At 50.1% G+C, this 12,599-nt stretch carries 11 protein-coding genes; 7 read left to right on the top strand and 4 right to left on the bottom strand.

Going from position 1 to position 12,599, the window contains the following annotated elements:
* Positions 1–34: 34 nt before the first annotated feature.
* Together DBY97_RS03110 and DBY97_RS03105 are read right to left on the bottom strand one after the other, a co-directional pair.
* Entirely contained in the window at positions 35–871 is an 837-nt protein-coding gene (locus DBY97_RS03110; protein ID WP_107857381.1) for a PHP domain-containing protein, read from the bottom strand.
* 65 nt (positions 872–936) lie between these two features.
* Complete coding sequence (locus DBY97_RS03105) at positions 937–3,333, bottom strand: penicillin-binding protein 1A (RefSeq protein WP_107857380.1); 2,397 nt, start codon at positions 3,331–3,333, stop codon at positions 937–939.
* Between the two features lie 152 nt (positions 3,334–3,485).
* Between DBY97_RS03105 and pilM the strand changes: the two genes are divergently transcribed.
* From pilM to aroB, 7 genes are all read left to right on the top strand, one after another.
* Positions 3,486–4,577, top strand: coding sequence for a type IV pilus assembly protein PilM (gene pilM, locus DBY97_RS03100; protein ID WP_199900729.1), 1,092 nt, complete (start codon positions 3,486–3,488; stop codon positions 4,575–4,577).
* Between the two features lie 4 nt (positions 4,578–4,581).
* On the top strand, positions 4,582–5,205 hold the full coding sequence (locus tag DBY97_RS03095; RefSeq protein ID WP_107724035.1) for a PilN domain-containing protein: 624 nt from the start codon (positions 4,582–4,584) through the stop codon (positions 5,203–5,205).
* The gene (locus tag DBY97_RS03090) at positions 5,205–5,876 is read left to right on the top strand and encodes a type 4a pilus biogenesis protein PilO (protein WP_107857378.1); all 672 of its coding nucleotides are present in this window, start codon (positions 5,205–5,207) and stop codon (positions 5,874–5,876) included. Before DBY97_RS03095 ends, DBY97_RS03090 begins: the two co-directional genes overlap by 1 nt.
* Before the next feature lie 15 nt (positions 5,877–5,891).
* Positions 5,892–6,434: a pilus assembly protein PilP gene (locus tag DBY97_RS03085; protein ID WP_003684527.1), complete on the top strand. Its 543-nt coding sequence runs from the start codon at positions 5,892–5,894 to the stop codon at positions 6,432–6,434.
* Positions 6,435–6,454: 20 nt separating this feature from the next.
* Positions 6,455–8,587, top strand: a complete 2,133-nt coding sequence (gene pilQ / locus DBY97_RS03080) for a type IV pilus secretin PilQ (protein WP_107857377.1) — start codon at positions 6,455–6,457, stop codon at positions 8,585–8,587.
* 123 nt (positions 8,588–8,710) lie between these two features.
* Positions 8,711–9,232 (top strand): shikimate kinase, encoded by a 522-nt coding sequence (locus DBY97_RS03075; RefSeq protein ID WP_107792212.1) that lies wholly within the window; start codon positions 8,711–8,713, stop codon positions 9,230–9,232.
* 22 nt (positions 9,233–9,254) lie between these two features.
* A complete protein-coding gene (aroB, locus tag DBY97_RS03070; RefSeq protein WP_107857376.1) occupies positions 9,255–10,334 on the top strand; it encodes a 3-dehydroquinate synthase in 1,080 nt (359 codons plus the stop codon).
* A gap of 129 nt (positions 10,335–10,463) precedes the next feature.
* Here aroB and DBY97_RS03065 read toward each other — a convergent pair whose 3' ends face one another.
* A complete protein-coding gene (locus tag DBY97_RS03065) occupies positions 10,464–11,777 on the bottom strand; it encodes a sensor histidine kinase (RefSeq protein WP_107857375.1) in 1,314 nt (437 codons plus the stop codon).
* A gap of 29 nt (positions 11,778–11,806) precedes the next feature.
* Entirely contained in the window at positions 11,807–12,484 is a 678-nt protein-coding gene (locus DBY97_RS03060; protein WP_070460434.1) for a response regulator, read from the bottom strand.
* Positions 12,485–12,599: the final 115 nt, after the last annotated feature.

The following is a 12,599-nucleotide window of genomic DNA, read 5'->3' as shown; positions in this document are numbered from 1 at the left end:
TTGGCGGGCCGTCTGAAAAATTGCTGTCAAAAATTCAGACGGCCTTAAAGTGTTTCCATACAGGGCGGCATTGTTCGGGTAAGTCGGGACAGGCGCCGAGTATGCCGCCGCTGAAGTCGTTGGGGCGGTGGAAGTCGCTGCCTGCGCTGGCGAGAAAGTCGAAACGGTCGGCAAGCAGGGCATAGTTGAGGCGGTCGTTTTTACAGCAGTTGCCGCTGTGTACTTCAATCCCTGCGCCGCCGAGGTTTTTAAATTCTTGAAACAGGTTTCGTTTGGCGGTGGCGGATAATTCATAGCGCATCGGGTGGGCGATAATGGCTATGCCGCCCGCGCCTGTAATCGCGGCTACGCAGTCTTCCAGTGTGGCCCATTCGTGTCTGACGGAACAGGATTTGCCGTCGCCCAGGTATTTGGTAAATGCCTGCTGTTTGTTTTTGACATGGCCTTCGCGGATGAGGAATTCGGCAATGTGGGTGCGGCTGGCCATTTCTTTGTTGGCGGCCAATGCCAGCGCGCCTTCATACGCGCCTGTGATGCCTTTTTTCTCCAGTTTGGCCGCGATGGCTTCCAATCGTTTCAGACGGCCTTTGCGGACTTCGGCAAGCAGGTTTTGCAGGGTTTCGTTGTGTTCGTCAAAGTCCAACCCGACAACGTGGATGGTGCGGCCGCGCCAAGTAACGGATATTTCCACGCCGTTGACGAAGGGGAGGCCGAGGGTATCGGCTTCTGCACGTGCTTCAGCAAGTCCGCCGGTGTGGTCGTGGTCGGTCAGGGCGAGCAGGGTGCAACCGTTTTGACGGGCGAGTCGGACAACTTCGGTTGGGGACAGCATGCCGTCTGAAACGGTTGAATGGCAGTGTAAATCAATCATGGTTTTGCTTTGAATTTTCTCAAAAAAGGCCGTCTGAACGTTTCAGACGGCCTTGCTTTAGAACATTAGAACAGAGAGTCCAGTTGTTGTCTGTTATTGTTGCCGGTATTGCTTGGCAGAACTGGGGTTTCGTCTAATTCTTCACGGGCTGGCGCATTGCCGCTCTCGGTGCGGCGGCGGTTTTCATTCGGAACCGCGCGACGGGCAGGTTGAGCGGGGCGCGGTGCAACGCCGCTGTTGTCCAAGGCCAGGTCGGAGCTGGTGGTCATGCGTTCGCGCATATACACTTCGCCACCGTTCGAAACCACGCCCTCAGGGGCTTTCATCGGTTTGACGCTGGTGCCTTTCAGGGCAAAGCGCATGTATTCTACCCATACCGGTACGGCGATTGTACCACCGTAACCTGCACGACCCATGCTGCGCGGTTTGTCAAAGCCGATATAGACGGCAGTCACAACGCTAGGGTTGAAGCCGACAAACCATGCGTCTTTGTTGTCGTTGGTAGTACCGGTTTTACCGGCGATGTCGGCGCGGCCGAGTGCGGCTGCACCGCGTGCGGTACCGACACGGACAACGTCTTGCATGATTTTGTACATGATGTAGGCGTTGCGCGGGTCAATGGCCTGAGGCGCGTTCTCACCGGCTACCAAAGGCTGCATTTGCGCTCTCAGACGGCCTTGGCTGTCGTAGATTTTGTCGATGACGTGGGCAGATACTTTGTAACCGCCGTTAGCAAAGACGCTGTAACCTTCTGCAATACGCAACGGAGTGGTTTCGCCTGTACCCAAAGCCATAGACAGGCTGGCAGGGATTTCAGACGGCTTGAAGCCGAAGCGTTGGATGTATTGTTGCGTGTAGCCGATGCCGATAGACATCAGGATGCGGATGGACACCATGTTTTTCGACGCGGTCAAAGCCTGACGCAGCGTGATGTAACCGGAATAGCGTCCGTCTGAATTTTTCGGGTTCCACGCTTTACCGTTTGCACCTTTGCCCGGCAGGGAGATCGGCGCATCGTTAATCATGGTGGAGGCAGTCATGCCTTTTGCCAAAGCGGCGGAATAAACGAACGGTTTGAACGTCGAGCCGGGTTGGCGCATGGCTTGAGTTGCGCGGTTGAAGGTTTTGCTGTGGTAGTCGTAGCCACCGACCAATGCGCGGACTGCGCCGGTTTTCGCATCTAAAGACACCAATGCGCCTTGCAGCAAAGGCTCTTGAACGACGGTAAAGGTATCGCCGCTGCCTTTAACGCGAATGACGGAACCGCGACGGATGCGGTCTTCGCCCATTTTTTCGTTGTTGACGGCACGGGCGGCAAAGCCTAAAGCGTGGCTGTTCAGCGTGACTTTACGGCCGCTCGGCAACTGAATCTGTACACCTTTGCGAGAGGCTTCCAATACAACCGCCGGAATCATTTTATCGACGGTGTAAAGTGTAGAAAGATATTGGCTGACAGTTTCTTCTACGTTGTCGCTTTTGCTCAGGTCGATGTAGTTTTCCGCACCGCGGTAGCTGCTGCCGCGGTCGAAATTGCGCAGGACTTTACGCAGGGCTTCGGTGGCCACGCGCTGGTGTGCGGTGTCGACGGTGGTATATACCTTGAAGCCTTGAGTGTAGGCATCTTCGCCGTATTTCTCAAACAGCTCTTGACGCACCATTTCGGCAACGTACAGGGCGCTTTGATCGATGTTTTGTACAAAACGCTCGTAATGCAACTCTTCTTTCAAAGCCTGATCGCGTTGCTGCAGGGTAATCATGCCTTCTTCCAGCATATTGTTCAGAATATAAGCCTGACGCAGTTTGGCACGCTCAGGGTTCACAATCGGATTGTAGGCGGAAGGGGCTTTGGGCAAGCCGGCCAGCATGGCGGCTTCGGCCAATGTTAATTCATTAACGTTTTTATTGAAATAAATTTGGGCTGCAGATGCAAAACCATAAGCGCGTTGACCCAAATAGATTTGGTTGAAGTACAGCTCCAAAATCTTGTCTTTGCTCAAAGACTGCTCGATTTTGTAGGCCAACAGGGCTTCGTTGAATTTACGGGTGAACGAACGCTCGCTGCTCAGGTAGAAGTTTTTAGCAACCTGTTGCGTAATCGTACTGGCACCGGATTGGACGCCGCCAGCCATGACGTTGCCGATCGCGGCGCGCGCCACACCCCAAACGTCCACGCCCCAGTGGTCGTAGAAGCGTTTGTCTTCGGCGGCAATCACGGCATTTTTCAAAACTTTGGGAAAGTCACCGATTTTGGTGAATTCACGCCGTTGCTCGCCGTAAACGCCAATCACTTGGCCGTCTGAAGAATAAATCGTCAGCGGCATTTTGGGTTTGTAGTGTTGTAAAGTGTCCAAAGACGGCAGCTTCGGATAGGTGACCAAAATTGCAATTGCAATCAGCCCCGCGCCGAAAAGAGCCAGTCCCAATAAGAGACCCAGGCAGGTCGTTATAATCTTTTTAATCATGACTAAGTAATAATTTGCCATTAATGGCGATAAATAAAGTAAAATGGGAAACGATTTCTATCAGCCACAGTCAATACTGTGCAAAGAATAAGAAGTCCTTTACGGATAACGAAACAGTTACTCACTCCTAAATGATACAGGGAAGTCAAATCATGCGCTTATTTAAAAGCACGAAAGATACCAAAACAGGCAAGGCTTCTAGCGGATTGAACAACCGCTCTGCCATCGGCGCCGACATCAGCCAACATGCCATTAAGATGGTACAACTGACAGGCCGTAGTTTAAACCAAATTCAGCTGGAAAAATACGTTATTACCAAATTGCCTAAAAATATTGTCAAAGGCAATAAAATTCAAGACTACGATCAGCTTGCTACTTACATCCAACATACTTACACACAATTACGCAGTTCTTGCAAAAATATTGTTGCGGCTGTGCCACAAAATTTGGCGACAGTCGAGCAAATTATTTACAACCCGCGTGATACCGATCTGGACTTAGAAGAGTTTGTCGAGGCGGAAGTCGGTCAATTTGCACCTATTGAAGAAATGAACTACGACTTTCAAGCTGAAGAAGTCGGTTCAGGCCAGCATGTTTTAGCTGTTGCTGCCAAAAAAGACGATGTCGAGCCGCGCATTGAAATGTTTGAGAATGCGGGCCTGCCTTTGTCCGCTTTGGATTTGGACTTGCTGGCGCAACGCAATGCCTTTGTCTATTGGATGAATACGCACGCTCCCGAAATGGCAGAGGAAAAAGTTGCCGTGTTCGGCATTCATGCGACGCAAATGTATGCATTGATTCTGCAAAACGGCCGTATTCTCTACAAACAAGAAACTCCAGTCAGCACTGAGCAGCTCAATCAGCTGATTCAGCGTACTTATCAGGTAACGGAAGAAAAAGCTGCACAAATGATGGCTTCCCAAAACAAGCCTTCCGACTACCAGTCTCAGATTGCCGACCGTTTTAATGTACAGGTTGCTCAAGAAGTTCAGCGTGTTTTGCAATTTTACTATACCACGCAGGCCACTGATTCTTTCGCCAATATCAAACACATCCTGCTGACCGGCTTTACCGCACAGCAGGCAGGTTTGGCAGAAAGTATTTTCTCGCAAACCAATACGGCAACAGAATATCTGCATCCGATTTCATATGTGGAACGCAGTGCAAAAGTAGAATTGCCGCAGTTTCAAATTGATGCGCCGTCACTGACTTTGGCGTTCGGATTGGCATTAAGGGGACTTTGAGAACATGATCGAATTAACCAGAATCAACCTTCTTCCTTATCGGGAAGAAATTAAACAGCGCAAGCAGCAGCAATTCAAAATATTGATGCTTGGCGCTTTTGCAGTGGGTTTGGGCTTGGCAGCCGCTACCTATCTCGGTATTGACAGCGCCATCCGCAATCAAGAAGGCCGCAACAACTTCCTGCAAACCGAAATCGACAGACTTGATAGAGAATTGGGCGAAATCGATAAACTTCAGCAAGAAAAAGAAGCCTTCTTGGCCAAAAAGCTGAAAGTTGAAGAGTTGCAGGAAAAACGCTATCAAGCGGCCTATATCCTTGATTCTTTGAATGCGCTTACGCCCGATAATACTTATTTGACTGCGTTGGAAGCAGAAAGCCCGACCAGCTATAAAATCAGCGGTCATGCCATCAGCGACAATAAAATCGCCGTTATGATGCGCTCCCTGCCAAGTACAGGTATTTTCTTGCAGCCTGAATTGTTGAGCATTAAAAAAGTAGATAACTACCAAGAATTTACTTTGAAATCTTCAATCAACCAAGTGAATACGCCGGCTCCTGCACCGACTGCCCAAAGCAGCGGTGAAATGGCCGAACCTGTGGCAGAACCTGCTCCGGAGGCTCAATAATGGCATCTAAAAACCTGAAACAATTGGACGTACAAAACCTGTACCTGCTTAATATGCCTTCAAAACTTTTGCTGGCAGGTTTATTGATTGTCGGTATGTTGGCTTTGGGCTATGTCGGCGTATTTAAAGATCAGATTGAAACCTTGAATACGCAGGAAGCCAAAGAAGAAGAGCTGAAGGAAACCTTTACGCGTAAAAGCATTCAGGCAGCAAGCTTGAATAATCTGAAGGCCGAATTGGCTTCGATCCGTTCTGCATTCGACGTTTTGTTGAAACAATTGCCGACCGACGCAGAAATTCCGAACCTGATTCAAGAATTGCATCAGGCAGGTTCAACCAACGGATTGCGTTTGGACAGCGTTGCACCGCTCCAACCTGAAAACGATGGTCCGATTCAAAAACTGCCGTATCAGATTTCCATTACAGGCAAATACTCACAGATCAGCCAATTTACCCGTGATGTAGGCGATTTGTCGCGCATTATTACTTTAGATTCTTTGAAACTCGTGAACGCAGGCGAGGATAAAGAAGGCAAAGGCAATAAAAACGAATTGACATTGAGCGCGATTGCGACGACTTACAAAGCACGTCCGGCCGAAGAGATTGCTGCCGAATTGGCTGCGCAACAGGCACAAGAAGAAGGCAAACCTGCCGAGAATGAACAAAAATAAAAGAATAGGGAAATCATGAAAAAAATCATCTTACTCTTAAGTCTTCTTCCCTTGGCAGCCTGTACGCAAAGCTATGAAGATTTGACTCAATGGATGACGCAAACCCGTCAGGAAGCGAAATCCAAGATTATTCCGTTTGAAGAACCGACGGTTACATTGCCTAAGCCGTATAGCCCGCCGAACTTTAAAGGCATGAATGCGTTTGATTCACGCCGTTTGGACACTGCCCCTAAAGGTGGCAATGCGCCGGATGTGAACCGTCCGAAAGAAACATTGGAAGCCTTCAGTTTGGAAAATATGGCCTTTGTCGGAACGCTGCAAAGCGGCGGCAAAGTTTCCGGATTTATCAAGGTCAACGACCATGTTTATACCGTTTATCCCGGAAACTACATCGGTCAGAATTATGGCAGAATTCAAAGTATTACCGAAGATAAAATTATCTTGACCGAGCAAGTCGAAGACAGCTACGGCAACTGGGTATACCGGAAGGCCGAATTGCCATTGAGCAGTAAAGAGGCGGATTCTTCCAATAGCTCAGATAGTTCGAATTCAAATTAATTTAGGGGTCTCACTCAATTATGAAAACCAAGCACATGACAAAATTATTTGCCGGCTTCAGCGTTGCCCTCGCTGTTCAGACGGCCTTTGCAGGCAATATTACCGATATCAACGTTTCCACTTTGCCTGACAACCAAAAAATTATCAAAATCCGTTTCGACAAAGACGTCACTACACCTCATGGTTTTGTAACATCTACTCCGGCACGTATTGCATTGGATTTTGCCAACACCAATATCCGTTTGCCTCAGCCTGTTTTGGAATATGCCGACCCATTGCTGCATCAAATTACTGCGGCGCAAAACAATGACCGCGCACGCGTGGTTTTGGGTTTGAACAAAATCAGCCAATACAATACTGAGATTCGCGGCAACGAAGTTTGGGTGTTTGTAAATGAATCTACTGATCAAACCAATGCTGCCGTTGCCAATGAACGTGCGGCTACGCCGTCTACCGCGCGCGCTGCTCAGACTTATCAAGCCGTTTCAGCAGCCAATATCGATTTCCGCAAAGGCGCACGCAATTCCGGCATTATTGAATTGTCTGCCCCAGGTTTCAGCGGACAGCCGGACATTAAACAGCAGCGCGATCGCGTGGTTGTAACCTTGAAAAACCATACGCTGCCGACACAAGCGCAACGCAGTTTGGATGTGGCTGACTTCAATACGCCTGTACAAAACGTTACGCTCAAACGTATCGGCAATTCTACCCAGCTCATTATCCGCAACAATAATGCGAATTGGGACATCAATACCAAAGCTTCTTCCGGACGCTTTGTATTTGAAGTATCGCCTAAAGCCGCCAATACCGAATCCGGCGGTTTGAACCAAAATGCAAACAAATCGTTCAAAGGCCGTAAAATTTCTTTGGATTTCCAAGATGTAGAAGTTCGTACCATCTTGCAGATTTTGGCAAAAGAATCCGGTGTGAATATTGTTGCCAGCGATACCGTCAAAGGCACCATGACCCTGTCCTTGAAAGATGTACCTTGGGATCAGGCTCTGGATTTGGTTATGCAGGCGCGCAATTTGGATATGCGCCGTCAAGGCAACATCATCAATATCGCACCTCGCGATGAATTGTTGGCAAAAGACAAAGCCTTCTTACAGGCGGAAAAAGAGATTGCCGAATTGAGCCCGCTGTATTCTCAAACCTTCCAGTTGAAATACAAAAACGTGGAAGAATTCCGCAAAATTCTGCGTCTGGAAGAATACGACAGCAATAATTCCAATACCCGCAATACTCTGTTGAGCAACCGAGGCAGCGCCTTAATTGATCCGGCCACCAATACGCTGATCGTGACCGATAACCGCGGCGTGATTGAGAAATTCCGCAAACTGATTGATGAATTGGATGTTCCGACCCGTCAAGTAATGGTGGAAGCGCGTATTGTGGAAGCAGAAGATACCTTCTTCCGTAATTTGGGCGTTAAATTCGGTTCCGGTGGTGCAAGTGGCCGTAACGCATGGGGCAGCAACTGGAGCAATGCACAAACCAACTACAATACCAATGCTTCGTTTAACCGTGGTGACGTAGGCTACCGCACATGGACTTTGGATCCAAACGTCAGCCTGCCGACCGCAGCCGCAGTCAACAGTATTGCGCTGGTGCGTGCGTTCTCGTCCGGCGCATTGGGTTTGGAAATCAGCGCGTCTGAAGAACAAGGTAAGAGTAAAACTATTTCCAATCCGCGCGTGCTGACACAAGACCGCAAAGAAGCCAAAATTGAATCCGGTACGGAAATTCCTTACCAAGAGGCTTCTTCCAGCGGTGCGACTTCGATTACCTTTAAGAAAGCCGTTTTGGGCTTGACCGTAACGCCGAACATTACGCCTGACGGTCAAATCATCATGACTGTGAAGATTAATCGCGATACCCCGATCGACTGTACCGTGGATTCTCTGACAACCAAGTGTATCAACACCAAACACTTGAATACCCAAGCCATGGTTGAAGATGGCGGCACGCTGATTGTCGGCGGTATTTACGAAGAAGAAAGCACCAATGCAGTGAACAAAGTACCTGTTTTGGGCGATATTCCTGTTGTCGGCAATCTGTTCAAATCACGCGGCAAACGTGAAAACCGTCGTGAGCTGTTGATCTTCATCACACCGCGCATTATGGATAATGTGGGTAACAATCTGCGCTACTGATTTTTAAAATGACAAACAGGCATATCTGCAAAGGTATGCCTGTTTTGGTTTTCAGACGGCCTGAGATGAAAAGGCCGTCTGAAAAACGACGAACTTTTCCACGAAACCACCATATCGTATAAAATGACCCTCATGGAAAAAATCAACGGCAATTTAATTTTAATCGGGCTGATGGGCGCGGGCAAAACCACTTTGGGCAAGCAGCTTGCCCAAATGTTTGAATGCCCGTTTTACGACAGCGACTACGAAATCTGCACTTCTTCGGGTGTATCCATTCCGACCATTTTTGAGATGGAAGGGGAGGAAGGCTTCCGCAACCGTGAAACCAATATGCTGAAGAAGCTCGCTTCCCGGCGCAACATCGTTTTATCGACCGGTGGCGGCTCCGTATTGCGCAGTGAAAACAGACAGATTTTGCGCCAAAACGGCACGGTTGTTTATCTGCATGCCAGCCCCGAAACCTTGCTGGAGCGTACCCGTTACGACAGCAACCGGCCGCTGTTGCAAGTTGCCAACCCTTTGGCCAAACTGCAAGAGCTGTATGACCAACGCGATACGCTGTACCGTCAAACCGCCCATCTCGTCATCGAATCCGACAGTTGTCACAAAACGCTCAAACGCCTGATACAGGCTTTAGACGAATAAATACGCTTTGCAAAGGAATACTATGCGCACACTGACTGTCCAAACCCCGTCCCATCAATACCCTATCTTTATCGGGCATAAACTGATTGAGCAGGTAGATACGCTGCTTCAGCCCTATTTAGGTAAAAAAGCAGCCATCATTACCAACGAAACCGTTGCACCGCTTTATCTCAAACAGCTTCAGACGGCCTTAGACAGATTGGGCGTGCCGCATTTCAGTATCATCCTTCCCGACGGCGAAGAATATAAAAACTGGCAGACGCTTAACCTGATTTACGATGGCCTGATGCAAAACCGTGCCGAACGCAAAACCACTTTAATCGCTTTGGGCGGCGGCGTGATAGGCGATATGGTCGGCTTTGCCGCGGCGACTTATCAGCGTGGCGCACCTTTTATCCAAGTGCCGACCACATTGCTCAGTCAGGTTGATTCCTCGGTCGGCGGTAAAACCGCCATCAACCATCCGCTCGGTAAAAACATGATTGGCGCGTTCTACCAGCCGCAAGCCGTTCTGGCCGACTTGGCCGCCCTGCAAACGCTGCCGCAACGCGAACTTTCCGCAGGCATGGCCGAAGTCATCAAATACGGCGCATTGGGCGATGCCGAATTTTTTGCTTGGTTGGAAGAAAATATGGCCGACCTGATGGTGCAACACCAAGAAAAAATGGCAGAAGCCGTTTACCATTGCTGCAAAATGAAGGCCGATATTGTTGCCCAAGACGAAACCGAGCAGGGCATCCGCGCATGGCTTAATCTCGGCCACACTTTCGGCCATGCCATCGAAGCCGAAATGGGCTACGGCGTATGGTTGCACGGCGAAGCCGTTGCCGCCGGTTGCGTCCTCGCTTCTCGTTTGTCGCAAATTTTGGGCAAAACCCAACAAGCCGATACCGACCGCATTGCCGCTTTAATGGAAGCCGCCTCCCTCCCGTCTGCACCGCCTGTTTTCTCCTTTGAAAAATGGATTGAACACATGAGCCACGACAAAAAAGTCAGCAGCGGCATCATGCGTTTTGTCGGCTTGGAATACTTGGGCAAAGCTAATATCACCGAAATTACCGATATGGAAATCCTCCGCCAAACCTTGCAGCCGTATTTGTGAGGAATGGATGAGGTTTGCTTTAAAATGTAAAAAGGCCGTCTGAAAGTCATTTTCAGACGGCCTTTGGTTTTAAAGCGTTTTGATTCATCGGCTTAAAGCTAGATAAACCAATTTGAGCGGGTCAATTATTTAAAGTGTCTTTTTATCCAACTCGGCAATAATCAGCAAGCCGCTGTCAAAGCGTCGGCTGCCGGCCAGTTTCAGACGGCCTTGATGGCGTTTGACAATGGTGTCTGCAATGGACAGCCCCAGGCCGGTGCCTTGTTGCTCGGTGCCGAGAATGCGGTAGAAGGGGTCGATAACGCGTTGGCGTTCACTTGGAGGAATGCCGGGGCCGTCGTCTTCCACCCAGATGTTGAGGTATTCGGCGGTTTCATCAAAGCCTAAATCGATGCGGCCGCCTTTTGGGGTATAGCGGATGGCGTTGTCGGTAAAGGTTTTGATAAGGGTGTAGATTTCAGTGTCGTCGGCGTGGATTTGGCAGTCGTTTTCAACGGCAACGCCGATGTCTTGACCTTTGGCCAGCGCCAGCGGCATGAGTTCCTGCAAGACGCGGCGGAACTGGTTTTGCAGGCTGATCAAGGTTTTGGGGCGTTGGGTTTCGGGTGCTTGGGCGCGTGCGAGGGAAAGGAGTTGCTCGAGCAGGTGGCGGTTGCGCTGTATGCTTTGTTGCAACAGGGCGGACTGCTCGCGCGCTTCAGCGGACAGCTGCATATTGTTGAGCCGCTCTGCCTGAAGGGAAAGGGCGGTCATGGGGCTGCGCAATTCGTGTGCGGCATCGGCGATAAAGCGTTGCTGTTGGCGGACGTTTTCGTCGGTACGTTGCAACAGGTTGTTGATGGCGACGACAAAGCCTTGGATTTCGCTGGGAATGTTTTGGGTGTCCATCGGCGAGAGGTCATTGATTTTGCGCTGTTCCAAATCGTTGGACAGGGTTTTGACGGAACGCATGGCGCGGTGGGTAATCCAGACGGTAAGCAGGATAATCAGGGGCAGGGCGAGGAGCATGGGGAGGATGCTCTGTACGGCGGCCATTTCGGCCAGCTCTTCTCGGTAGTCGCTTTCCTGCATGACGGCGATGCGGCCTTGCTTGGTGGTGCGGGTATAAACGCGGTAGTAATCGTCGTCGTCATCGGCCTGAATGGTGTGCAGGCCGTCTGAAATCTTCTCAGGCAGGCTGACAATGGGGTTGGGCGTATTGGGAAATTGAACGGAAATCTTGTTGTCGTTGTCGAGCGAGTGATTCTCGTCATCGGCATCGCTCGGGTCGAGATAGTTCGCGACTTGGCGCAACAGGTCGTCTTGAACCTCTTGGGTCTCGTGATAAGTATCGTAATATGAAAATATGCCTGCAAGAATGGAGAGGGGCAGGAGCATACAGATCAGGGCGAGGCTGATCTTGACTTGCAGAGATTGTTTGATGGTGTGGATAAGGCGTTGCATGGTTTATGTGTTGATATTGTTGTGGTTTTTCAGACGGCCTGGTTGTTTTGAGCAACCAGCCAGCCGACCCCGCGGACATTTTGAATCGCTTCTTTGCCGAGTTTTTTGCGTAAGGCGTGAATCAGGAAGTCAACGGCGTTGCTTTCGACTTCTTCGCCCCAGCCGTAGATTTTATCTTCCAAATCGCTGCGCGACAGAATCATGCCCGGACGCAGCAGCAGGGCTTGGAGGACGGCAAATTCTTTGTTGCTGAGCATGATGGCCTGTTCCTGCCCGACTACTTCCGCCTGATGGGTGGAAGGGTTGAGCGTGATGATGCCGTTGCTCAGCAGCGTTTGCGCCTGTCCGCCGTGTCGGCGCAATACGGCACGCATACGGGCTTGCAGTTCCGCCATGTCGAAGGGTTTGACGATGTAGTCGTCTGCGCCGCCGTCTAGGCCGTTGAGTCGGCTGTGCAAATCATCGCGCGCGGTCACGATTAAGACGGGGACGGTACAGCCGCCGTTACGGATTTGCGCCAATACGTCCAAACCGTCTTTGCCGGGCAAACCCAAATCCAAGAGCAGCAAATCGTATGCTTGCGCCGCCACTGCTGCGGCAACTTCCGAACCGCGACTGACCCAATCGACAGCGTAGCCGGTGTCTTTCAGGTTGGCACTGACGGCTTGGGCAATCATGGCATCGTCTTCAACCAATAATACGCGCATGGAAGTTCTCCGGAGGATGGGTGGACAGTGATTATAGCCGCACTCAATTAGTAAAAATTTAGGAACTGTCGAAAAACTGATTTTTTGCAAAAGATGAGGCCGTCTGAAATTTCGT

Source organism: Neisseria subflava, assembly GCF_003044645.1.
GTDB lineage: Bacteria > Pseudomonadota > Gammaproteobacteria > Burkholderiales > Neisseriaceae > Neisseria > Neisseria subflava_B.
The sequence above is the reverse complement of the archived record's forward strand: the minus strand, read 5'-3'. Positions and strand labels throughout refer to the sequence as shown.

Bases quoted from the DNA above. Each gene is read 5' to 3' on its own strand.
- DBY97_RS03110 (WP_107857381.1), bottom strand. From the start codon at position 871: ATGATTGATTTACACTGCCATTCAACCGTTTCAGACGGCATGCTGTCC.
- DBY97_RS03105 (WP_107857380.1), bottom strand. From the start codon at position 3,333: ATGATTAAAAAGATTATAACGACCTGCCTGGGTCTCTTATTGGGACTG.
- pilM (WP_199900729.1), top strand. From the start codon at position 3,486: ATGCGCTTATTTAAAAGCACGAAAGATACCAAAACAGGCAAGGCTTCT.
- DBY97_RS03095 (WP_107724035.1), top strand. From the start codon at position 4,582: ATGATCGAATTAACCAGAATCAACCTTCTTCCTTATCGGGAAGAAATT.
- DBY97_RS03090 (WP_107857378.1), top strand. From the start codon at position 5,205: ATGGCATCTAAAAACCTGAAACAATTGGACGTACAAAACCTGTACCTG.
- DBY97_RS03085 (WP_003684527.1), top strand. From the start codon at position 5,892: ATGAAAAAAATCATCTTACTCTTAAGTCTTCTTCCCTTGGCAGCCTGT.
- pilQ (WP_107857377.1), top strand. From the start codon at position 6,455: ATGAAAACCAAGCACATGACAAAATTATTTGCCGGCTTCAGCGTTGCC.
- DBY97_RS03075 (WP_107792212.1), top strand. From the start codon at position 8,711: ATGACCCTCATGGAAAAAATCAACGGCAATTTAATTTTAATCGGGCTG.
- aroB (WP_107857376.1), top strand. From the start codon at position 9,255: ATGCGCACACTGACTGTCCAAACCCCGTCCCATCAATACCCTATCTTT.
- DBY97_RS03065 (WP_107857375.1), bottom strand. From the start codon at position 11,777: ATGCAACGCCTTATCCACACCATCAAACAATCTCTGCAAGTCAAGATC.
- DBY97_RS03060 (WP_070460434.1), bottom strand. From the start codon at position 12,484: ATGCGCGTATTATTGGTTGAAGACGATGCCATGATTGCCCAAGCCGTC.